Source organism: Microbulbifer variabilis, assembly GCF_052468405.1.
Genome location: NZ_CP174343.1, coordinates 1,807,447 through 1,830,554 on the forward strand (window position 1 = coordinate 1,807,447; position 23,108 = coordinate 1,830,554).

Below are 23,108 nucleotides of genomic sequence, written 5' to 3' on the forward strand. Positions count from 1 at the left end.
GTCATATGAGACAGCACAGTAAGAGCTGTTTAGAAATCACTAATAAAATAACAGGAATAATAATGAAAAATATCCGCATAATATGGTTGTTTCGACGCTTGCAATCGGTTTGCTTGGCATTAATGGTCAGTACTGTTTTTATGGGTTCGCCACTTGTAGCGGAAACTGATCCGTACACAATGTTGGTGCAGTTCAATCTCTATTACGATTATGAAACTGAACAACGCACCGATGATCACGCTAAATACGCCTTAGAGCTTCAGCGACGTCTTACATACTCAACACCCATTCGCTACACCCAGGTATTGGCGACACATAATAGTTATAACTCTGATGCTTATGGTGCAATCTGGGTCGGTGCAGAACAATCCCTTAGGGTAAAAGATCAGATTGATGTTGGGGCGGAAATTATAGAATTGGATTTACATCAATTCAGTGGTGAACAGGTTTTTTGTCATGGATCATTTTATTGTAACTTCTGGTTCGACCCTCAGCGTGTCCCCATTGCAACAGTACTGGGAGATTTGAGAGACTGGGCCTATAAGCAAGACCAACACGGCACTAATCGAACAGTAATAGTACATATAGAAAATGCAGTATCCTCTGGTGCTCAAACCACTTTTAAAAATCATCTTATCAGCCAAATTGGCCTGGATTATATTTACACACCGGAAGACTATAAAGAGGACTTTCCCAACGGCCTTGAAGTGGCTAATCACAAGCGAACCTCACTTCCTTCCCGTGAGCTATCAAGAGAAAAAATTCGGCAGCATGATGGCCTGAATGGCAAGAAAAGATTCGTATTTTTCTGGACAAAAAATGACAGCGATACCGATGATAATCATGAAACATTCGATGTAGTATTTGATGGCTGGGGCGGATTGAACCGGCACTGGAAAAGTGGCGACGATGATAGCCTGGACAATTGGGATGATGGCATCAACACGGTAGAGCACTACGATGTCAGTGCCACAGATAGCCGGTTTCAAAATAAAGGTCTATGGTCTTGGGGCGAGGGTGAGCCCAATGACCATGGCACAGGTGAGGACTGCGCCGCTATTAGAAGTGATGGGCGCTTCAATGACCGCCGGTGCGACCGAACCAGTGTATTTGCCTGCAAAAGACGTTTAAATGGTGCCTTGCATGCAGACGATCTAAAGGATGATGGTGCCGCAGACTATCCCCTTATGTGGTCACTGACAACAACAAAAGGCGCATGGCCAGATGGAGAGAGTGAGTGTCAGGCGCTGGGCTCCCAATGGCATTTTGACGTGCCGCGCAATATGGTGGAATCCCTAACATTAAAGGATAAGTTAGCGGTTGCTGGTGAAACGGTTGCCTGGATTGCTTACACCGACCAGGATAGCGAGGGTACGTCGGAAGGTGACTTCGTTATAACAACTGTCGACTACTAATAACTTTATGTTCTTCGCCTAACCACCACCATGTGGTTAGGCTCTCTAACCCCTCCCCCCTTCTTTCACCCTCATATGCGAGAGAGTTAAGAGGCGAGATATTTGTCGTTATCCTTAAAATTCGCCAGCTAGACTTTATCCAATCAAAATTAAGGACTAGGCACGACTTCTAAGGAACTCATCTATGCGTATTCCCGCTATCTCTCCAGATGATCTTAACGAAGAGCAGATACCTCTCTACGACGACATGAGCGATGAAATGAGTGGCTACTTCTCTGGATTCGTCAAAAAACGTAGGGATGGTGCTCTGCTTGGCCCTTGGGCACCGGCTCTCTACTATCCGCAATTTGGCAAACCCTGGTGGGAAAATATCAAAGCCATTGCCGCTAAACCCAAGCTTCCAAAGTTGGCTCGGGAAGTTGCCATCCTAGCCACCGGCGCTCACTTTAAGGCGGGATATGAACTCTATTCTCACACTGCTATCGGTGAAAGCCTTCACTTGGATTCGGATAAAATTGCCACCATTACTGCAGGGCAGCGTCCCCACGACCTGACCCGGGATGAAGGGATCGCCTACAGCATTGCTACCTCGCTTGCCTCTGGAGGCAGGCTTCCTGAGGCCACCTGGATAATGGCAGTGGACGAATTTGGGGAAGATGGGGCTGCAGAGCTGATCTTCCTGATAGCTGGATATCACCAGTTATCAGCGATTCTAAATGGCTTTGATGTTGCTATTCCCAGTGAAGATACTTAGGTCTTAGCCTCTGGCTGCAACAAAAATTCCACTACTAATCAATAAAGCTCCTGAACCACACTTCAGAGCAGGCGCCTTGTTTGAATTTCCGAATGAGAGCTTTGCCTTGATGGAAAAGTAGGCATAACCTGCCATAACACTGCCCACTGACAATGTTGCTATCGTGAAGATAGCGAAGATATCGGTTGAAGTAACACTGGTCAGGTCGAGAAATGCTGGGAAAAAGCTCGCATAGAAAAGGATAGCCTTCGGGTTGCCCAAGGTTGTTAGCAGGCCTAACAAAAAGCTCGAAAAGATACCGCCACCACTTGATTCTGGTACTTTCTCTTCATTTTTGATGGCCTTCCCTTTACCAGAAGTGAGAATCAGGTTCACTCCGAGCCAGATAAGGAATGCCGCTCCCGCATATTTAATGATGACAAAGAGGCTACCCATGGCCTCGGCCAATGTGCTTAGCCCTAGTAGAGCCAATAGGATAAATAAATAATCGCCTGCAACAATTCCGGCTGCAGCGATCAGGCCCTGACGCAGGCCTAATGTAAGGCTGCGGGATATCACTGCCAACACGCCAGGCCCTGGAATAAGGGCTAGCACCAGCATTGAAGCGAATAAAGCAAAGGAAGCTGAGATAGTCATTGTGCGTTATCAGTTGGCAATTTTCCCTGCCAGCGATTCTAGCGTTTAACAAATCCTCGGCAACTGTTCTCCGGGTAATCGCTGTAACAAACGGTCACAACCCAGGCTGTTCCGCAGTATTACCTGGGCGTAGCCCTCGCCTTCAACACGACCTATGATTTCGCAAGACGTACCCACGTCAGTTTCCCGCAGGGTTGCGATAGCCAATTCGGAAGCGCTTTCGGGAATGATGGCTACAAAGCGCCCTTCATTGGCAACATAAAGTGGATCTAACCCCAGTATTTCACAGGCTCCCTGCACTGCCTCACTAATGGGGATGCTGCTTTCCTCCAATACAAAGCTCCTGTTGGAACTCTCCGCCAATTCAACCAGTGCAGTAGCCAATCCGCCACGAGTAAGATCCCTCAGGCAGTGGATTTCAACCCCGGCCCGCAGCAGTTTGGATACAGCGCCGTTGAGGGGAGCACAATCACTCGCCAGGCTGCTTTCGAATTCAAGGCCTTCGCGGCTGGCCATTATGGAGATTCCATGACGACCAATATCTCCCGAAAGCAGAATCAGATCCCCACTGCGGATACGACTGGGGTCTATAGATTGATTGCTCTCCAGGACGCCGACTCCACTGGTATTGATGTAGATACCGTCACCTTTGCCTCTTTCCACCACTTTGGTATCGCCGGTAACCAGCTTCACTCCGGTTTTACTGGCTGCTTCTGCCATTGATATCAGCACCCTTTCCAGTATTGCCAATGGCAGTCCCTCTTCCAAAATGAGCCCACAGCTGAGGAACTTCGCTTCAGCTCCTCCCATTGCCAGGTCATTTACGGTGCCATACACCGCTAGCTCACCGATGTTGCCGCCGGGGAAAAATAGTGGAGTGATTACAAAGGAATCGGTGGTAAAGACCAACCTATCGGCATCCCAGGGAAGAGTTGCGCTGTCATGGGCTTGCGATACCCAGGAATTATTAAATAATGGCTGGATATAGTTTTTAAGCAGACGCTGCGTCATCTCTCCGCCACTGCCGTGGCCAAGCTTGACGATCTCATCCGTTTTTGTGGGCAACGGACACTGGATGTTCACGGGGTTTTTCCTGTTGGCTGTAGCGATAATAGGCGGAGCAGGCGCCCTCTGAAGAGACCATTGGAGCACCCAGAGGCTGCTCCGGGCGGCACCCCTTTCCAAAGTGGGGGCAATCTTTGGGTTTTTTCTGGCCCAACATAATTTCGCCACTGATACATTGATGACACTCGGCAGTGCTAATGCGTATGAGATCAAATTTTGACTTGGCATCCAGTGCGGCGAACGCATCATTAAACACAAGGCCGCTCTGGGGAATCCAGCCAACACCACGCCATTGCTGCGCTGAAACCTTAAAAACTCTCCTTATCAGTTCCTGTGCTTGCCGGTTGCCAGCTTGCTCTACCGCGCGCAGATATTGGTTTTGTACGCGGTAAGCACCCTGCTCCAGTTGGCTGATGCACATCAGGATTCCCTCAAGGATATCAAGAGGTTCAAATCCGGTAACAACAATAGGGATATGGTGCTTCTGTACGAGTGGCAGGTATCGCTCATAACCGGTGATTGAGCAAACATGGCCCGCTGCGAGAAAAGCCTGCACACGCGATTCTGGTGAGGAGCAAATGGAATCGATTGCTGGTGTAACCAGAAATTGCGACACAAGCATGGAAAAATTATCCAGTGCTTTATGTAGGGCTTGGGAAGCCGCTATCGCATTGGCTGCTGCAGTGGTTTCAAACCCTACCGCGAAAAAGACCACTTCCCTGGATGGATTTTGCTCGGCAATCTGCACTGCTTGTAGTGGTGAGTAGACAATTCTGACATCGCCTCCCCGGGCTTTGACTGCAAGCAGATCACTTTCCGAACCCGGTACGCGCAACATGTCTCCAAATGAGCAGAAGATAATTTCAGGTATGGATGCAATGGCAATTGCGCGATCGACCATTTCAAGAGGGGTCACACAAACCGGGCAGCCGGGACCATGAACCAGCTCCAGCTCTTTGGGGAGTAGTTGGTCCAAACGATGTCTGACGATCGCATGGGTCTGGCCACCGCAGACCTCCATTAGCGTCCAGGGCTTTGTGGTGATTTTGCGGATTTCTGTAGCTATTTTCCGAATGTTATCGCTTTGGCGATACTCATCAAGGAATTTCATGGCCTCTCCAGGGTGCCTGACTCGTCCAGAGCATCCAGGTAACGAAACACCCGCTCGGCTTCTGCTTCCTGAATCTGGCTGATAGCGATTCCCACATGGACAATCACGTAGTCACCGACTTGTGCATCGGGCACCAGCGATAAGTTGATTTCCCGTGCTATACCGCCGAATCGTACTTTGCCCATGCGCTCCAGCGGCGAGTTGCCGGTGATTTCCTCTACCAGGCCGGGGACCCCCAGACACATAGTGCTTAACCTCCCAGTGGTTGGCCGGCAGCGGCCATGCAGTGGGCATAGTACACCTGGCCAAGGGCAATACCTCCGTCATTTGGAGGTACCTGGCTGTGGGAGTGCACCGTAAAGTTGTACCGCTGAAGCAGAGAGGTAACCGTTTCTGTCAGCCGTTTATTTTGGAAAACCCCACCCGACAAAAAAATTTGCGGCTCAGCAACTTCTCCAGCTACAGACAGGATCATCTGGGCCAGGGTATTGTGAAATGCCACTGCGCGCTGCGGTAAGGATCTTCCTTCATCATAAATTAACGCACTGACACTGGGTGCCCAGTCTAGTTGCCAGCGGTTGCCCCGTTTTTGCAGATCAAATGGATAGGCATCGCGGCTTTGGATACCGCGAGCCGAGTGCTCCAATGCCTGTGCAGCCTGCCCTTCATAACTGGTATGGCTTCTGAGACCAAGCAGAGCGGCAACAGCATCAAATAAACGGCCGGCACTGCTACATTGTGGGCTGTTAATTTCCCCTTTCAACATAGTGACCAGGTTTTGCCGCTCACCGCGGGAAAAACAACGTTTGATTAAATCGTGCTGCAGGGCCACGAAGCCGGATATTTCGTACAATAGCCCGGCTGCGGACCGTCGTGGTTCACGTACGGCTTTCTCACCACCAGGCAAAGGAAAAGTCCGCAGGCTGGCAATATTTTTGACGTCAGAATCGCCATTCCAGTAAAGGAACTCGCCTCCGCGAACCACACCGTCAATATCATAACCAGTGCCATCCCAACAAATACCAAGTGCGGGGCCACTGTGGTTATGCTCTGCCATACAGGAGAAAAAGTGCGCAATATGATGTTGCACACCGAGTTTTGGGGTTGGCTTACTAAGCGCCCAGCGATGAGAGTTAAAGCCGGGGTGCAAGTCGTGAACCAGGGTATGTGGCTCGCACTGCTGAAAGGCAGTCAGATCCTCGATAGTTTTGTCGAAGCGCTCAACACTGGTGGCGTTCTCCAAGTCACCAATGTGTTGGCTGGAATAGATCCAACCGGAATGAGATAGGGCCACTGTATTTTTTTGATCTGCTCCCAACCCCAGATAAATGGCTGGGTGCTCAGTACTTTCCTGCGTAATTTGTGGGCGCATGAGTGGAAGAGGCGCAAAACCACGGGCTCGGCGCAGCATGACAGGACGATTATCAATCACCCTGAGTACGGAATCATCAAGGTGGCGCAAAATCCCGCGATTATGCATAAGGAAACAATCGGCAATTTTGCCAAGCCGGGTCAGTGCTTCATTATTTTCAGTACAGATTGGCTCATCGGCCAGATTTCCACTGGTAGCAACCAGCGGTGCACCATATGTCTGGACCAAGAGCTGATGCAAAGGCGAAGCAGGAAGCATCACCCCCAATTCTGGGGAATCAGGAGCTACCAGGTTATGTATTCGCTGCCCGGCATCAGCTTTTGCCGCTAGTAGAACAATCGGCCTTTCGGGAGACGTAAGTAAGTCGGCTTCCACTTTGGAAACCTCGCAATCCCGGTGTACGGCTTCCAGTGAAGGATATAAAAGCGCAAAGGGTTTGTGTGGACGCTGTTTCCTTTTACGCAGCTTCTCCAGTGCTGCGCCATCAGCTGCATCTACAAGCAATTGGAAGCCACCAACACCTTTTAACGCAACGATCTGTCCGCTGGATATCTCCGTCACGGCTCGTTCCAGAGCGTGCTCATTTGGAGCCAGCACTTTGCCTGTGCCATCAGATAATTCCAGTTGCGGGCCACATTCCGGGCAGGCATTGGGCTCAGCATGAAAACGGCGATCGGAAGGGTCTGTATATTCTTTGTGGCAACTGTGACAAAGGGGAAATGCAGACATGGTGGTATTGGCCCGATCATAGGGGAGCTTATCGATAATACTGAAGCGTGGGCCGCACAGGGTGCAGTTGATAAACGGATAGTTATAACGCCGGTCGTTGGGGTTTGCCAATTCGGCCAGGCAGTGATTGCACGGCGCTAGATCCGGAAGGATAAGGGTGGACTTTTCTGCATGCTTTGCACTTGCACGTATCTCAAACCCGCTGTCCCCTTTTATAGGAACGAGTTTGGTGAGGACACTAAGGATTTGACTGTGAGGTGGTTTTTCCTCCGGGACCCTGCGCAAAAAATCCGCTATATTCAGGGGATCGCCTTCTACCTCTAGCCGTACGCCACCACTATGGTTGACCACCCAACCATTGAGTTTACATTCCCTGGCCAAGCGATAGATAAATGGACGGAACCCAACCCCCTGCACCAAACCTGTAATTTCTACTTGCTGGCGTTCATTGTCCATCCTTGGCCTCGAACTGAAGATTCTCCAGGATAATGTCCTGGGCCTCGGCATGATGGATATCAGTGAGTACTTCAATTTCCAGGCGCAAACCTTCCAGGGCAGTACCGAAAATTTCCTGCTCGAAGTGCTCGCGAAGGTGTGTTGGTGAAATATGTGCCAGTGCCCCAAGGCGCAACTTAGCCCCAACGACCTTGCCATCTTCATCGGCGGAAAGCTGTTGAATCTTTTCGATCAGGTTCTTAATCAGTGATTGTTCGTGCATTGCTGACCTCCATTGTCAGCCTGTACAAGTTCAGTGATTTGTTGCTCCGCCAGAACTGCCCCCCTCTTTACTTCAGCCGAGAGGCGATTACCGCAGGTAAAGTTCTCTGCGCATATAGCGAAAATCTCCAGCCGTCGGGGCAGTAACCGCACATTCTTTCCCAGCTCTATGGCCTCTTTCAGGTTGAAGCCATGACTGGAGGTATTGCACAAGCTGGGGGCCAGCAAGTCTGCCAATCCATTGGCACGGATTAAATCTCCCTGCTTCCGCCCACTCACTTGAACCGCATCTACCAGACAAACCCGGCGATCTTTCCACTGCCCCAGTAGACCAACCATATCCCCGCCGCTTTCATAGAATTCTGCAGCATGGCCTAGGGACGTTTTTAACTTTTGAAGTAAAAAGGGCCCTACTCCATCATCACTGCGAAAGCGATTGCCCAGGCTGATGAGTAACCAGCGTTCAGAGACTTCCTGGTTGGTCATGTTGCAAATGTAGCTGCAGGAAGTGGGTTGAGCAGGAAATACAGGGGTCATAGTTACGAATGGCGCGCTCACATAAACCTTGTAACTGGTCCTCCGGCAAGTGCATAAACTTTGGCAGCATCAGGCGCAGGTCTTGCTCGATTGTTTTCTGGTTTTGTGAGGTGGGAGCAACAATTTTTGCGTGGGTTATCTTGCCCTGTGCGTTGATGCCGTAGCGGTGGTACAAAAGTCCACGTGGAGCTTCGGTAGCGGCGCAGCCACTGGCCTTCCGTGGTTTGACGGTGAGGTAGGGATGGGCTGGAGGCTGGTAATTCTCGATAATCCGCAGTGCCTCATCGAAGGCATAAAGCACTTCCAGGCAACGCACCACAATGCTCTTGAATGGGTTGGTGCAGGGCGGCCTAAAATCCAGCTCTTCTGCCACTTGCTTGACCCTCGAAGAGAGGCGGGAATAGTTAAGATTGAAGCGCGCCATTGGCCCGACCAGGTAGGCGCCGCGTTCGATCAGAATACTGTGAAGAGCGGTGCTGTGCGGTACCTGCTCTTCACGAAAATATTGCTCATAGTCACCTGCTGAAATATCCAGTCCCCTACTCGATTGAATGCGACCTTCATTCATCGGGTATTCGTCTGGATTGACTAAGGAAACAAACTCAAACTCCTGGTTGTTTTCCGGGAATGGCAATCTAGCTGACCATCGACACATTTGCTCGGCTAAATCACGAGCGGCCAATAGCTGTTCGCGCAAGCTCTCGAATTGCTCCGGAGTAGGTGTTCGATAGAAGCCTCCAACCCGGACATTGATCGGGTGGACTTCCCGCCCTCCAAGCAGTCGCAGCAGCGCATTGCCTGCTTTCTTTATCTCGAGAGCTTGGCGGACTATCTCCGGGTGATCCTTGGCCATAGCTACAGCACTGGGGTAACCGAGGAAGTCTGGCGCATGCAGCATACTGACATGCAACATGTGGCTCTCAATCCATTCCCCGCAGTAGAGCAACCGGCGCAGGGTCCTTAGCTCTGGCGTGGGCACCAAGTCCAGAGCATCTTCCATAGCATGTAGGGCACTCATCTGGTAGGCCACTGGGCAGATGCCACATATGCGGGCAGTAATGTCGGGAGCCTCAGTGTAATCACGTCCGCGCAAGAAGGCTTCAAAAAAACGCGGAGGCTCAAAGATCTTCAGCTGAACATCGTGCACTTGATCATCATCGTATCGAATAAAGAGCGCCCCCTCGCCTTCAACCCGCGCAAGATAATCAACTTTGATGGTTTTGCCTTTACCCGACACTCTTCATAAACTCCTTTAAGTAGTACGTTTTTTATTCACTTCCAGACTTTCACCTATTTTCTTAAAAGAACCTGCTAATGCATTGTAATTTCTAATATTTTCAATAATTGTTGCTTTGTCTGTACCCAGTTTTTCTGCCCACCAGTGGCAAAGAGATTCTCCATTAGGGTTTTCCTTGGGGCCATAGCAGGCATAGCAGCCACGGTTATAGCTTGGACATAGCGCGCCACAACCTGCATGGGTGATTGGCCCCATACAGGGGGTACCGTGAGCCACCCAGACACAGACATTGCCTTTCAACTTGCACTCAATACAAACGGAGTGTGCAGAAACCTGCGGTGCCCGTTGATTCAAAAATGCACTGATTACTTCCAACAATTGAAGCTTGTTGATTGGGCAACCCTGTAACTCAAAGTCCACCGGAACATGCGCAGAGATAGGTGTGGAATCTTTCAGGGTTGCTATGTAATCAGGCCGGGCATACACAACGGACGTAAATTCAGTGACATCGGCAAAATTGCGCAGAGACTGGATGCCCCCAGCGGTAGCACAGGCGCCAATAGAAACCAGGAACCTGGATTGCTTTCTGACCTTCTGAATCCTTTGTACATCATCAGGTGTGGTGATTGAGCCCTCCACCAGGGAAATATCATAGGGTCCCTCCTCCACCTTGCTGGACGCTTCCAGGAAGTAGGCAATCTCCACTTCCTCAGCAAGCAATAGGAGTTCGTCTTCACAGTCAAGCAGACTCAGTTGGCAGCCGTCGCAGGAAGTAAACTTCCATACCGCCAGCTTGGGTTTCCCCTTTTCGGTTGCTATAAGCCGTGGATCTGGAACCATGCGCGGATATCCTGGTAGCAGAATACGGGGCCGTCCTTACAGATAAAGTTTGGCCCCCATTGGCAGTGTCCGCAGAGACCAATGGCGCATTTCATATTACGCTCCATAGAAAGGTAGATAGCAGATTCAGGAACCCCTTTGCGCAGCAGCACCTGAATGCAAAAGCGCATCATAATTTCCGGCCCGCACAGGAAAGCGACCGTATTGGCGCCGTCGATATCAGAAGCCTGTAGAGGATCAGTAATGACGCCAATATGCCCAGGCCAGGCGTTGTCGCCGTGATCAACAGACATCACCACATCCAGCTTTGCTATCCAGTGTGGAATTTCATCTCCATAAAGAAGCTCTGTTGGGCGACGTGCACCGTAGAAAAGCCGGGCCCGACTGGCCTTCAGTTTCCCTTGCCAAGCCCTGTAAACGACAGGTCGCAAAGGTGCCAGGCCCAGGCCACCTGCTATAAGCAGCAGCTCCTTGCCCTCAATGCCCTGTAGTGGCCAACCTCTTCCAAACGGGCCGCGAACTCCCAGTGAATCCCCTTTCTTTAATCGCGCCAGTGCTCGAGTCACAGTCCCTTGTGCCCGAATGGTATGAACCAACAGACCCTCCTCCACTTCCAGACCACTGAATGAAATAGCAGATTCACCAGTACCAAAGGCATAGAGCATATTGAACTGGCCTGGCCCATAGACCATGGGGGGTGATGCCGGACTTTCTAGATGCAAGGTGAAGGTTCCCGGGTACTCTTCCTGCCTGTGAATCACCTTGTAGACTTCGGGGATCACGGAGTCGTACCCGGCTCAGGTGGGGTGGAGCCATAGATATCGAGTAATTGAATACGAGCGGACTGCAATCGCTCGGTTGCAATCCGGGCAAAGCGCTTCATCAATTCGAAGCCGAGACGAGGTTCTGTTTCGCACTTTTCCCGCAAGCAGGCGCCACCGAGGCGTATGCTGCGAACTTCCTCCAGAGCACGTGCATCGAAGGCTGAAATGTAAGGTGGAAAGAGCCAGGACCAGCCGAAAATATCGCCGCCGTGTAGGGTCAGCAGGCATAAGGCGCCGCGGTTAGGCACAAAGGTTTCTACCGCCACCCGCCCACTGCGGATCAGAAAGAAATGATTGGCCGGCGTATCCTCCTTAGCGAGATGTTCTCCCTCGTGGTAGACGCAGTTTTCCGCACATGAGGCAAGAAACTGCAGATCGCTTTCTGGCAAACCATGAAAGAAAGGGTGTTCATGCAGCAGGTTGGCAATAGTCTTCATGGCTGTTCCAGGTTACGAATAGTCCTGACTTCCTCTGTCAGGTCGATACCCACCGGACACCAGGTGATACAGCGGCCGCAGCCTACACACCCAGAGCTATCAAACTGGTCATGCCAGGTAGCAAGCTTATGTGTCATCCACTGCCGATAGCGTGAGCGCGTGTCTGCGCGCACCGAGCCCCCGGTGATATGGCTGAAGTCCGACGTAAAGCATGAGTCCCAGCGCTCCCAGCGCTCGGCATTTTCTCCGCTGAGGTCTGTAGTATCTTCAACGGTAGAACAGAAACAGGTAGGGCAGGCCATGGTGCAGTTGGCACAGGATAAACACCGTTCCGCCACTTTATCCCAACTGGGGCTCTCAAAATTGCGGTACAGTAACTCCTTTAGATCAGAGCTATCGAAGTGACGCGGTCCCTGTCGCATTTGAGTTTCAGCGCTTTCTATGCCCTTCTGTGCCTGCTGCTTCTCCTCTACCGTGGAGGGCTTGAGGGGTAACTGCGCCAGGATCTGCGCTCCTAACTCGGTACCGCTTTCAATCAAAAAGAAGTGGCGCTTACCCTCCAATACTTCTGTCATCGTTAGATCACTGGTAAGAGTCACGGCAGGACCTGTTTGCATAGCCGTGCAAAAGCATGTGGGAGCCGCAGTGGTACAGTTTACTGCTACGGTAAATAGCCCACTTCTTCTGTCTCGATAATTACTGTTGGGGTAGTCACTCTCTATCAGGACACGATCTTGGATAGCAATGGCGTGTAGCTCACAGCTACGCACGCCGAGGAATGCCAGCTTGGGGACGTCCTCCTTGATTTCGATAATTTGAACTTCTTGTTCCTGACGAGAGGATTTCCAAATGGGTCGATGAGGTAATTGCAGGTATTTTTTCCACGAGTGGGGCCCCACGACATAGCCAAAGTAGGCATTGTCCGTACGGCGCTTTACCCGGTAATGCCCCCCTTCTTGTTCATCAGTCCAACCTTGGGGTAGATCGGCCGACGAGAGAATCTTGCCATAAGTGATGGCCTTATCGACCAATGTAGGACCATACACCTCATATCCATGCTCGAGGATCGCTTGAATTAAGTCATCCAGGTCGGCAGCTTGTAACAGGTGTTCATAGCTATCCATATTTGCTGAATCAATTTGGCCCAGGTTAGCCATGCTGCCAACTCTCATCTTACTCACCACTGAAGCGAATAGCGCTTAGGATTGCAATTGAGAGTAGATTGATAAGGAACTCAGCTGAACAGCTAATTAGGCGGAGAATGCTTTCAAATCTTTGTCGTTAAAGTTGAAGTGGAGTCACCTCTACAGCATTTCATCCTTAGAGAGTTCCTACTGCTTGTCTGGCTTTCTAGGTAAAATAGAGGTGACACTGGAAGTATAGCGCTGGGTTGCGGAAGTTATCTTTAGGAAGAAGGTCTCAAAAAGCTGGGAATAAAGTTTAAACATATAGGGGTAATCAGCTTAGTAAGAAATTCCTATATTTCTATTGTTCATAGTTAACTAAATAATACTGCTATTGCGAAACTACGATGATATTTCCCGTTCCATCCTGAGTAGTGTAAACAGTATTACCATTAGTAGCCTGGTTGATATTTAATGCATTCGATGCGCCAGCCTGAATGACCACTACAACATTCGATGCTCCAAGCTGGTTAATTGTTGCCGTATTTAGCGAACCGGTTTGGTTGGCTACGACAGAATGAGAACTCCCTACCTGGGTGATAGACAAGGAATTATTTGCACCTTCTTGGCTTAAATAAGCTTGAATGTAGGAACCTGCTTGTAAGATTGAGACAACATTTGTATCACCAGTTTGATTAATCTCAGCAATACCGTTGGAAAGTAGTTCCTGCTCGATTATCGCGGTGTTTGATAGTCCGGTTTGTGTCGTTGAGGCAACGCTGTTAGAAATAGACCTTTGTGACGTTGTTGCGTTATTGCTGTCTCCATCCTGGCTAATTGACAACGTATTCGCTAGACCCAAGGTTTGCAGAAACTCTGCTGAATTGGAGTTACCTTTTTGAGAGACCACCACTTTACCAGAGCTTTCTTTTATCTGGCCTCCTTCTGCACTATTGTTATCCCCATGCTGATTAATTACGATCGTATTGTTTGTTGTCGTTTTCTGAACAACTGAAACCAGGTTCGAGGATTCCTTTTGACTGATTAGTAAACTGTCATTATTTGAATTTACCTGCGAGCTATAAGATTGGTTTCCACTTCCCTCCTGTAAAAAAGTTATTGCGCTGGATACAGTATTATTTTGTAGCGTTTCTGCCAGATTGTCGTCACCAACTTGATGAATTTTAACTGATGCTTCATTACTACTGTTTTGCTCAATGACTGGAATCAAATTACCAGTTCCGCTCTGGGTAGTGGAAATTGTATTATTTAAGCTGTTATTCACTTGATAAGTGGTAACGGAGTTACTGGTCCCGTTTTGGATTAATGTACTGACATTTCCATTTGTATTTGCGCCCGCTTGAATTGAGCTTGCAATATTCTCCCATCCGGTTTGATACAGATCTACCGAATTGTTAGCGGCAAAAACACTTCCATTGAACATCAGTGCGGCTATAGTCAGGAATTGAGCGTGAGATTTCATATTAACGACCTTTGTATAAAAGGGCTTCGTTTGTTCTGGCATGCTTAAAGCAAGCTCTTAAATCTGAAATGCAGCCGAATGGGTAATCGGGCGGGAAATACTTTGTAAATTTCCTTAAGATCGATCAGTAACTTCCATGCCGATTGACGCATAATGGCATTAATTCGTTAGGTATGGAGACAATAAATAAAGATTAGTGCCAGTGGCGCTTGTATGCTGTAGGAAGAAAATCCTATTTACATGAGAAGAAAGTTTGGAAATAAGAAATGACTGATAGGCCGCCCTGGATCCTGTATTGAGCTGGATTGTAGCGCCACTCTCCCTTAGTATTGGGTCAATCTAGGAGGTGGAGGTCCTATTTAATACTGGGCTTAATCAGGAAAAATCAGGGTTCTATTTGAATAGATACCTGGATTATCTTCCTTGTTCAAAATAGGGGTCAGGAGATATAACTTTGAAACAGAGCAGCGATGATATCGCTTATACATCGACGCCCCCATTGGCTAAAGGGTGGCTGCGCTGGTTGTGGGGTGCCCTAGCCTGTTTCTTTTTGATAGTGGGGATAATTGGGGTTATATTGCCGGGCTTGCCTGCAGCCGTTTTTATTGTTCTAAGTGCCTGGGCAGCTTCACGTAGCTCAGAGCGTTTGCATCAATGGATTGAGGATCACCATCTATTTGGGAACCTGATAAAAACCTGGCGGAGCGGCCATATCAGTCGTAGAACCAAGTGGCTGGCAACATTAACAATGCTATTGTCCATGGCCGTTGCCCTTCATCATTTCAGTAATCTCTACTTATTAATCTTTATCGTGGGTGGCATTGGTTGCGCAATGCTTTGGATATGGACGAGGCCTGAACCCAAAAAGTGAACAAGCATTATTCAGTGGCCTTTATAGTTTTTGGTTTCCTAACTTGTAAATGGGATATTTGTACCGAATAGATTGTGACACCTGACTCTTTATGACAAATAAAATCTTCAACTTATTACCATTAGGCGACTACCCCAAAGTAGGTATTTACCTCGTCAAAAACCACTTCAAACAGTATGAATTTGAATAAAAACAACAAAGTTAAAGATTAATGTCTCAATGTGGTTAAATTGGTGTTGTAAGCGGTTGACATTGACGTTGAGAGGAATATCCTCTGCGCCCTTCTGTTGATTGGGACGCCTGGTGTGCCCCGGCGCTCTTTATAATGGAAAAGCATCGAGAAGATCTGGCTACAAGAGCAATTTAATAAACTTTGCTCACTAGGCAATAACAACAAGGATGTTTTATGCAGGATGTGTATCAGGCAACGGAAAATTCTCTCAGTGATGAAACATATATCTATAAATCCAGTTTCACCTGGAAGATATTGTTTTTTTTGCTGCTACCTATTGAAATCTTGTCTCAATATGAAGCATTCGTTCTGAATGAATACAATCAATCGGTTTGGTGGTTGATTGCCAGCTTCATTATCTATAGCACCTATTTTGTTGGCTTTTATGGTTTGGCCTTTGCAAGGCGAATCGCCACACCGAGATTTTGGGGGTTCTTTCTGCCACTCATAATGGTGACAGACATTTATGAAATAGGGACGGTAGTTGCCACTATGAATATGGCAGTGTTGAGAAACCAGTTAATCCTGTTGTGTATTTCCCCAATTGTACTTTTTTTGTGGTTTATTATTTTTAGGTATCGCAAAGTCCTACGATACATGAAGTAAAAGCCAGCGCGTATAGTCACAAATGTCTTAGTGATTACATAGCTGGCTATTATTCAATAATAGAAACGTGGCACAAAGCTATTGCAAGTGCGTTCCCATATTGCCGGTGCCAAGTTGAGTAACGCTGATTGATTCATTTGTACCAGATTGCACGGCTGTTTCCATATTGGATGTGCCAATTTGTGTAACTATAAGACTGCTGCTAACAGTACCATTCTGGGAAAGGCTGACATCATTGAGTTCACCAATCTGATTTGCGATTAGCACACTAAAAAAGACAGAACCTGATATGCCTTGATCCACGTCTGCTGTATTTGAGGTTCCAGTTTGAGCCAAGGACGCAAAACTAGAAAGGGTTGTTAATGGCACATTTTCATTGCCCTGATCCAGGTCGGCAAAGTTAGAGGTCCCAGATTGAATAATCTGGCTTGTCGAGGAAGTTGTTGCCTCCTGGTCTACGCGTCCAGTGTTTGAATCTCCAGTTTGCACCACTACCGCCACACTGGAAACTACGGCACCCTGATCGCCCTCCTGTTCTATATTCCCAAAGTTTGATGTGCCATTCTGGTCAATGATTGCAATACTGGAAGTAACGACTTCATCCTGTTCCATGGAAGCACTGTTTGAGCTACCGACCTGGGATACTGATGCCAGGCTTGTGGTTACATCCCTGTCCTGGTCAAAATTTACAAAGTTTGAATCACCGATTTGATTCACAATAGAGATACTACTATCCACCCTTTGAAGCTGGTCTAGAAATATGTCGTTGGAATTGCCTTGCTGATTGATAAGGATAATGCCTCCGTTTATATCGTCATTTTGATTTACGACTGCACTATTCATTTCGCCACCTTGGATAATTGTGGCTGAGCTCAACGTGGCATCACCTTGCAAAAAATCCAGGGTATTGTTGTTTCCAGCCTGAGTGGCAATTACTGTACTGGTAGTTGTGCCATCTTGCTGAGTAGACGTTACTGTATTCAGTGAGCCAATCTGGGTTAGGAAGGCAGAACTTCCGTTAGTGTTGGTTGTTTGGGTTGCGGTAGAGGTATTGCTATTACCAATTTGGGTTTGAACAATAAGATTGTCGTGGACTGTTGGATCACTTTGGTCAGGATTTGCAGTATTCCCGTTTCCTTGCTGTATAACAATGGAAGTATTGTTGTTCGCTATAGCATTATTGCCAACAATCACTAATAGCGCTGCGGCTATTGATGTTAACCTTTTCATGACAAGTCCTTTTACTTCATTAACTCTCAGAGAGAAAGCTGGCTAACAATTTGGAGTAGTCAGCTGTTACGGAGACCCTTTCCAGGGATCACCCGAAACTATTGCAGGTTTGTACCCGTGTTTCCTGTACCAATTTGGATTGCAGTGATTGACTCATTGGAGCCAGCCTGACTGGCAAGGTAATCATTAGAGGTTCCAAATTGGGAGGCTAGGATACTGCTTGAGTTTGTATCGTTTTGACCGATAACAGAGGTGTTCATAGCTCCAGACTGTAACAGAATTAATGTGCTGAAAAATGCTGAGCCACTTGTCCCCTGATCTACATCAGTTTCATTCAGTGAACCTAATTGGGTAACAGAGGCAAAACTGGACACAGCTTCAGAGCCAGAAAAATCTTCACCCTGATCAAGTCTCGCAAAGTTGGAGGAGCCTGATTGAAATAGTAGCCCTGTGGTTGATATAAGTGCTTCCTGGTCAATATCTGCGAAGTTTGAATCACCAAGTTGGATAACTGAGCCAAAACTAAATGAAATGTCCTCTTCCTGCTCATTAAATGCAGTATTGTTAGTTCCTACTTGCTGAATTGAGGCAAAGCTAGCAGTAATAGTCTCATCTTGCTCCATATCAGCCATATTGGATGAACCAAATTGATTCACTAAGGCGGTACTGAATACGACATCCTGATCCTGCTCAAAGATGGTGGAGTTTGAGTCTCCCACCTGATTTACTACCGAAAGACTGAGATCAACTCTTTGTAGTTGCTCCAGAAAGACAGAGTTTCCAGAACCAAATTGGCTAACAAAAACCGCGCTTGCTGTGATGTCTTCTTGTTGTATCATCGTTGCGGTATTGGAATTACCACTTTGTATAATAACGCCAACCGTTTGAGAAATATTATTATTCTGGCTTGCATCCGCTACATGGTTATCCCCAAATTGATTGACAAGAATTAAACTACTATCGGTTGTGTTTTCCTGCGTGGTAGTTACAGTATTCATAGAGCCAACCTGAGTAAGGATGGCGGCACTGTTGGTTGTGCTTGTCGCTTGGGTTGCTGTGGAGGTGTTGTCATCCCCAATTTGGGTTTGAACAATCAGGCTATTGCTGACAGTAGGATCACTTTGATCGGGAGTTGCGGTATTTCCATTACCTATCTGGTTAATAATGGAAGTGTTGGCGACTGCAATATTGCCAACAGCGAATAGTACTGTGGCTGCGATCGGTCTTAACGTCTTCATAGTAACTCCTTTTACAATATTTTGACGCTAATAAAGGGGATACCAATCCAAAGGGGTGGACTGACCGGTGAATTGGGGCTGGTGGTAACTCCAGATTCTGAATTCAATCAGGAATAGAGCTTTCAATGGATGGGTGGCTCCCGTAACTGCTAACTTCTTGAGGCATTAGATTTGCTCAAAGCCGCACGTACAGCAGAACCATTGCGAATTTGTTTATAAATCGTGCAGTAAGCCTGGACGATCTCACCTCTTCCGACCATGGGAAAGAAGGGCCGTTTTACTGAGAAAAAAGCCTGGAGTTTGGCAGTTAACCCCCTTGGACACAGCTTGACTCTAAACCCTCTCCAAATAGCTATGCGCATGTGGTGAACGGATGGTGATTGGTGGGTCAGCCGAGGAATTTGTCCATCCAATCAACTTGCTGTATAACCATACAGTTTTTTTGTTGCCCATATCCCCATGACTGTCGCCGTAGAGCTTCCTGCTGATTACTACTTGACCAACTTCTTAACCTTGATGAAGTTTGTCACAGCCCGTTATAAATCATTGCTGTCAGCAGGAGAGGATCAATTTTACGAGCGCTTTATGTCACTTGGCATCAGTGGCCAAAAACTATATGTAAGACTTTTGTCTCGCAAAGGCGCCCCCTCATCAGCTGGGGCCTTGTTCCGTCTCAGTAAATTGCAATATGCAGAAATAGAAGATCTGGAGCATGCATGTCGGGAACTGGAGGTAAGTGGATTATTGCGACTAAACCCTCAGATATCTAACCAGGAGTTGTTACCTCTTTTCACCAAGCCTGAACTATTCAGAGCGAGTAACAAGCCTCTACCAAAAGCACTTAAGCGAGCTGACCTGATAGCTGCCCTCATGGAACATGGCGTGGATTCTGGAATACACAAATTACTGGCCGCTGATACCTTATTAGCTGTTCAGCACGCCAGTTGCTTTGAAACCTTCAAGCTTTGCTTCTTTGGCAACCTTAACCAGGACCTGACAGATTATGTTCTGCGGGATCTGGGGCTTTTCCGTTACGAAGATTATCCATTGGATCTACAAAATCTGCCTTTCCAGAACCGGGAACAGATAGATCAGCATTTGAACTATTACCATTGTCTGGATCTGGCCGAACAGGCGTTGACAGGCGAGACATCTGATATCCTCACCCTGGCAGAGCAGCTGCCATCAGGAATAACGGGGGATGCCGCGCTTCACCGGCGCCTGGATCGCCTGCGTTTAAAACTGGCCCGTCAGCTAGAGCGTATGGGTGAACTAGCGGCAGCAGATCGGCTATACAAAATGTGCCAACGGCCACCGGCTAGAGAGAGGCGCGCACGTATTGCAATTAAGAATGGCGATACTGGCAAAGGGCTTGGACTTTGTCAGCAGATTCTTGAAGCGCCTCTGGATGAAGCAGAAAAAATATTTGCCGAGAGTTTTGGCCACCGTACAGCCAAAGACCTGGATTGCGCTAAAGAATGGCCAGCGCCGAAGCGCTATCGCCCTCCTACGGAAACGATAGTCCTGCCCCAGAGTCCTGAGCGAGTTGAGATTCAGGTTGCCTTACACCTGGAACAGTTGTCAGAGGGCAATTGTTACTATGTTGAGAACTGCTTGCTAAACGGCATTCTTGGTCTCTATATCTGGGACATCTTGTTTGCATCGATACCAGGGGCTTTCTTTAACCCCTTCCAGTCTGCTCCCAGTGACTTCAGGACAGCTGACTTCTATCTTTCCCGCCGTACCCTACTTGATCAGAGGTTGGCTGAACTGGATAAAGATACCCTGCGAGAGAGGGTATGGTGTAGCTATCGCGATAAGTGGGGGATTTCCAATCCGCTGGTTGCCTGGGATGCTCTGCCCAAGGAATTAGTAACTACCGCAATGGAAAGAATACCAACCTCCCATTGGCGCTCCCTCTTCCAACGGATACTGAGTGATATTGCCCATCACCGCAACGGACTGCCGGATCTTATCCTGTTTCCTGCAGCTGGGGACTACGAACTGATAGAAGTGAAAGGGCCCGGAGATCGGCTGCAACAAAACCAGCAACGCTGGCTTACATTTTTTGCCAGCCAGCGGGTGCCCCATAGGGTAATTCACGTGGAGTGGCTATAGTCTTGAATGAAGCGGCCACAGAACTCCACTCAACGACAACCATTAGTGCTACTATACAGGCCTCATTCCTGCACCTTTCGGTTGGTGAGCTGGTCGCATTTTCCTGTCGAAGCGGCGACCTGATTAATGACGCAGGTTCCGGCCCCTCCGCCCAAGAGGGCATTCGCACACACAAGAAACTGCAAAAGAAGCGCCCCAAAGGCAGTGAAGCTGAATATCCATTGCAAGTTCAAGTACGATGTGAAGGCTATGATGTGGTTCTTACTGGCAGGGTGGATATCTTTCACCCGCAGGCAGATCTGCATACCCCTGTACAGATCGATGAGATCAAAACCACTTACTGCCCTCCTTCCAAATTACCAGAGGCTATTCGGCAGTTGCAGTGGGCTCAGCTAAAAGTCTACGGATTCTGTTACCTGTTCCAGCAAAGGCATGGGCAAGGAGGCACCGGTGAGGGCAGCGATCGTGTGGCACTGCAAATGCTCTGGTACAACCTTAAAGAGAAGAAGCCTTACCCGGAATTGCAAGAGTTCAACTGGGAAGCACTGGAGAGTTTCACCCTCGCTGCGCTTGCAGATTATATCCAATGGCACAAGAGCTGGCAGGAGCATCGTCAACAGGTGGCTACCAGTGCCCAAGCCCTGGCATTCCCCTTTCCCAAGTATCGGCCAGGCCAACGTCAGCTAGCCGTAGCCACCTATCGTTGTTTGAGAGATGGTGGCGAGTTGGTCGCAGAGGCGCCCACGGGAATCGGTAAAACCATCAGTACCCTATTCCCTGCCATCAAGGCCCTAGGAGAAAAGCAGCTAGACCAGCTGGTTTACCTTACTGCAAAAAACTCAGGACGGCAGGTGGTCAGGGAAACCGTAGAGAGCCTACATAAGCGTGGCCTAGAGTTATCCCTGCTGGAAATACAGGCCAGGGAAAAAACCTGTGCCTGTAGTCTTGGTATGTGTAGCCGCGACCAGGAGGGTGTTTGCCCACGCACAATAGGTTTTTTTGACCGATTGCCGGCTGCGCGCAAGAAACTTCTAGGCTCACCTCTTCTCTCTCCGCAACTGCTGGCAAAAGTCGCAGAAGAATTGCAGCTGTGCCCCTTCGAGCTGTCCCTGCAAATGCTGCCTTGGGCAGACCTCATAGTATGCGATTTTAACTATGTATTTGATCCCCTAGTGCGACTGACGGCTCTACAGGAGCAGAGCCAGCGCCGTGCGCTACTTGTGGATGAAGCCCACAATCTCAGTGACCGCGCCTGTGATATGTACAGTGTGACCCTGAGCCGCAAGGAAACCCGCCGTGCCGCGGCAAGCTGTAAAGGAAGTCACCCCAAGCTGCAGCGCAGCATCCAGGCACTGGTGAGGGCGATTGACCGGTGGGTTAAACAGCTTAAAGATCCTGAAGCCACCAACAAAAGCCACGCTCAATTAAACAAATCAGGCACCGAAGTGTGGGTGACTTCTCTCACATCGCCAGAAAACCAGCCGGTGACCGTTTCCAGGGCAGCCCATAAAGTGCTCTTAACAGTCAGTGAGCTATGGGAGAGCTCTCAATCACCGCCAGAGGAAATTAGCGAATGGCTAAAGTCCATTTACCGCTATGTATGTATTGAGCAAGACTTATCTGAACAACATCAAGCTCTCACTCGGGTATTTGACGCGGGCACGCCCTGGCAGGAGCAGCAGTTCAAGCTGCTTTGTTTGAATGCCGCCGGGTATATCCAGCAAACTATTCGCCAGTTTCATGGAGTTATCTTATTTTCTGCCACCTTGCGCCCGGCAAATTATATCTTTCAGCAACTGGGGGTGAACAGCTCGGCTCCATACATGAAGCTACCCTCTCCCTTTCTTCCATCACAGCAAGGCGTCTTCCTCTGTCCATATGTTGATACCCGCTATAAATCACGTAATCAGGCTACAGAAAACTTGGTAGAGATCATCGCTCGTACTTACCAGGGCCATCCAGGTAACTATCTGGTGTTTTTCCCCTCGTACCGATTCCTCCAACAAGTGGCAGTCGCATTTGAGCAAAGCTTTCCTGAAGTGGATTTATTGCAGCAGGAACCTGGGGCCAGTGAAAGCCAGCGCGCAGTATTCCTGGCAGCCTTCACTGAAGGTTCCCGTACTTTGGGCTTTGCAATTATGGGGGGAGTTTTTGGAGAAGGCGTAGACTATGTGGGTAATAAACTGATCGGTACCATCATTGTGGGTACCGGCCTGCCACAAGTTAATGAAGAGCAGGAGTTGATCCGCAAGGGTTTTGATGATGGAACCCCAAAAACGGTGGGTACTGGTTTTGATATTGCCTACCGCTATCCAGGGTTAACCAGGGTTTTGCAAACAGCAGGGCGAGTAATTCGCTCAGAATCGGATCGTGGAGTGATTGTCCTGGCTGATTATCGCTTCACTGACAGGTTTTATCAGTCACTTTATCCGGAACACTGGAATCTCGAAATATGCAGTAACGGTACAGCACTTTCGAAAAGTCTGGAGGCTTTTTGGCATAGCTGGCTGAAATAGGCAGTTTCACGAAAAA

Annotated in this window: 20 protein-coding genes; 5 read left to right on the forward strand and 15 right to left on the reverse strand. The window is 48.5% G+C overall.

All coding sequences use genetic code 11. The features are described from left to right. Window positions 1-62: 62 nt before the first annotated feature. Together ACJJJB_RS08310 and ACJJJB_RS08315 are read left to right on the forward strand one after the other, a co-directional pair. Complete coding sequence (locus tag ACJJJB_RS08310; RefSeq protein ID WP_020412777.1) at window positions 63-1,415, forward strand: hypothetical protein; 1,353 nt, start codon at window positions 63-65, stop codon at window positions 1,413-1,415. A gap of 184 nt (window positions 1,416-1,599) precedes the next feature. Next, entirely contained in the window at window positions 1,600-2,169 is a 570-nt protein-coding gene (locus ACJJJB_RS08315; RefSeq protein WP_020412778.1) for a carboxymuconolactone decarboxylase family protein, read from the forward strand. A 3-nt stretch (window positions 2,170-2,172) separates the two neighbouring features. Here the strand turns inward: ACJJJB_RS08315 and ACJJJB_RS08320 are convergent, their stop codons facing one another. The 13 genes from ACJJJB_RS08320 to ACJJJB_RS08380 form a co-directional block, all read right to left on the reverse strand. Beyond that, window positions 2,173-2,805, reverse strand: a complete 633-nt coding sequence (locus ACJJJB_RS08320; RefSeq protein WP_020412779.1) for a LysE family translocator — start codon at window positions 2,803-2,805, stop codon at window positions 2,173-2,175. 45 nt (window positions 2,806-2,850) lie between these two features. Further along, window positions 2,851-3,888 carry a hydrogenase expression/formation protein HypE gene (hypE, locus tag ACJJJB_RS08325; protein WP_026305020.1) on the reverse strand — a complete coding sequence of 346 codons (1,038 nt, stop codon included), beginning with the start codon at window positions 3,886-3,888 and terminating at the stop codon, window positions 2,851-2,853. Next, window positions 3,851-4,981, reverse strand: coding sequence for a hydrogenase formation protein HypD (gene hypD / locus ACJJJB_RS08330; RefSeq protein ID WP_445366045.1), 1,131 nt, complete (start codon window positions 4,979-4,981; stop codon window positions 3,851-3,853). Before hypD ends, hypE begins: the two co-directional genes overlap by 38 nt. After that, window positions 4,978-5,226, reverse strand: a complete 249-nt coding sequence (locus tag ACJJJB_RS08335) for a HypC/HybG/HupF family hydrogenase formation chaperone (RefSeq protein WP_445366046.1) — start codon at window positions 5,224-5,226, stop codon at window positions 4,978-4,980. The genes hypD and ACJJJB_RS08335 overlap by 4 nt, the downstream gene beginning before the upstream one ends. 5 nt (window positions 5,227-5,231) lie before the next feature. After that, complete coding sequence (gene hypF, locus ACJJJB_RS08340) at window positions 5,232-7,538, reverse strand: carbamoyltransferase HypF (protein WP_444901577.1); 2,307 nt, start codon at window positions 7,536-7,538, stop codon at window positions 5,232-5,234. Next, window positions 7,528-7,800, reverse strand: a complete 273-nt coding sequence (locus tag ACJJJB_RS08345; protein WP_282953498.1) for a hydrogenase/urease maturation nickel metallochaperone HypA — start codon at window positions 7,798-7,800, stop codon at window positions 7,528-7,530. The genes hypF and ACJJJB_RS08345 overlap by 11 nt, the downstream gene beginning before the upstream one ends. Continuing rightward, entirely contained in the window at window positions 7,782-8,285 is a 504-nt protein-coding gene (locus tag ACJJJB_RS08350; protein WP_445366047.1) for a hydrogenase maturation protease, read from the reverse strand. The genes ACJJJB_RS08345 and ACJJJB_RS08350 overlap by 19 nt, the downstream gene beginning before the upstream one ends. Beyond that, window positions 8,263-9,573 (reverse strand): Ni/Fe hydrogenase subunit alpha, encoded by a 1,311-nt coding sequence (locus ACJJJB_RS08355; RefSeq protein WP_445366048.1) that lies wholly within the window; start codon window positions 9,571-9,573, stop codon window positions 8,263-8,265. Before ACJJJB_RS08355 ends, ACJJJB_RS08350 begins: the two co-directional genes overlap by 23 nt. Before the next feature lie 15 nt (window positions 9,574-9,588). Next, window positions 9,589-10,413 (reverse strand): NADH-quinone oxidoreductase subunit B family protein, encoded by an 825-nt coding sequence (locus ACJJJB_RS08360; protein ID WP_020412787.1) that lies wholly within the window; start codon window positions 10,411-10,413, stop codon window positions 9,589-9,591. Then, on the reverse strand, window positions 10,389-11,195 hold the full coding sequence (locus ACJJJB_RS08365; RefSeq protein ID WP_445366049.1) for an FAD/NAD(P)-binding protein: 807 nt from the start codon (window positions 11,193-11,195) through the stop codon (window positions 10,389-10,391). Before ACJJJB_RS08365 ends, ACJJJB_RS08360 begins: the two co-directional genes overlap by 25 nt. Next, window positions 11,192-11,674, reverse strand: a complete 483-nt coding sequence (locus ACJJJB_RS08370; RefSeq protein WP_020412789.1) for a cyclic nucleotide-binding domain-containing protein — start codon at window positions 11,672-11,674, stop codon at window positions 11,192-11,194. Before ACJJJB_RS08370 ends, ACJJJB_RS08365 begins: the two co-directional genes overlap by 4 nt. Further along, the gene (locus ACJJJB_RS08375) at window positions 11,671-12,846 is read right to left on the reverse strand and encodes a 4Fe-4S dicluster domain-containing protein (RefSeq protein WP_020412790.1); all 1,176 of its coding nucleotides are present in this window, start codon (window positions 12,844-12,846) and stop codon (window positions 11,671-11,673) included. Before ACJJJB_RS08375 ends, ACJJJB_RS08370 begins: the two co-directional genes overlap by 4 nt. Window positions 12,847-13,189: 343 nt before the next feature. Then, window positions 13,190-14,281 carry a hypothetical protein gene (locus ACJJJB_RS08380; RefSeq protein ID WP_445366050.1) on the reverse strand — a complete coding sequence of 364 codons (1,092 nt, stop codon included), beginning with the start codon at window positions 14,279-14,281 and terminating at the stop codon, window positions 13,190-13,192. A gap of 454 nt (window positions 14,282-14,735) precedes the next feature. On the opposite strand from ACJJJB_RS08380, the gene ACJJJB_RS08385 reads away from it, so the two are divergent. Beyond that, entirely contained in the window at window positions 14,736-15,152 is a 417-nt protein-coding gene (locus tag ACJJJB_RS08385; RefSeq protein ID WP_020412792.1) for a YbaN family protein, read from the forward strand. A gap of 916 nt (window positions 15,153-16,068) precedes the next feature. Here the strand turns inward: ACJJJB_RS08385 and ACJJJB_RS08390 are convergent. Together ACJJJB_RS08390 and ACJJJB_RS08395 are read right to left on the reverse strand one after the other, a co-directional pair. Beyond that, window positions 16,069-17,220 carry a hypothetical protein gene (locus tag ACJJJB_RS08390; protein WP_282953491.1) on the reverse strand — a complete coding sequence of 384 codons (1,152 nt, stop codon included), beginning with the start codon at window positions 17,218-17,220 and terminating at the stop codon, window positions 16,069-16,071. A gap of 98 nt (window positions 17,221-17,318) precedes the next feature. Then, window positions 17,319-18,458: a hypothetical protein gene (locus ACJJJB_RS08395; protein ID WP_282953490.1), complete on the reverse strand. Its 1,140-nt coding sequence runs from the start codon at window positions 18,456-18,458 to the stop codon at window positions 17,319-17,321. Window positions 18,459-18,917: 459 nt separating this feature from the next. Here ACJJJB_RS08395 and ACJJJB_RS08400 point away from each other — a divergent pair, with 459 nt between their 5' ends. After that, the gene (locus tag ACJJJB_RS08400) at window positions 18,918-20,576 is read left to right on the forward strand and encodes a VRR-NUC domain-containing protein (protein WP_445366051.1); all 1,659 of its coding nucleotides are present in this window, start codon (window positions 18,918-18,920) and stop codon (window positions 20,574-20,576) included. A gap of 2 nt (window positions 20,577-20,578) precedes the next feature. Then, window positions 20,579-23,092 carry an ATP-dependent DNA helicase gene (locus tag ACJJJB_RS08405; RefSeq protein ID WP_445366052.1) on the forward strand — a complete coding sequence of 838 codons (2,514 nt, stop codon included), beginning with the start codon at window positions 20,579-20,581 and terminating at the stop codon, window positions 23,090-23,092. Window positions 23,093-23,108 lie beyond the last annotated feature (16 nt).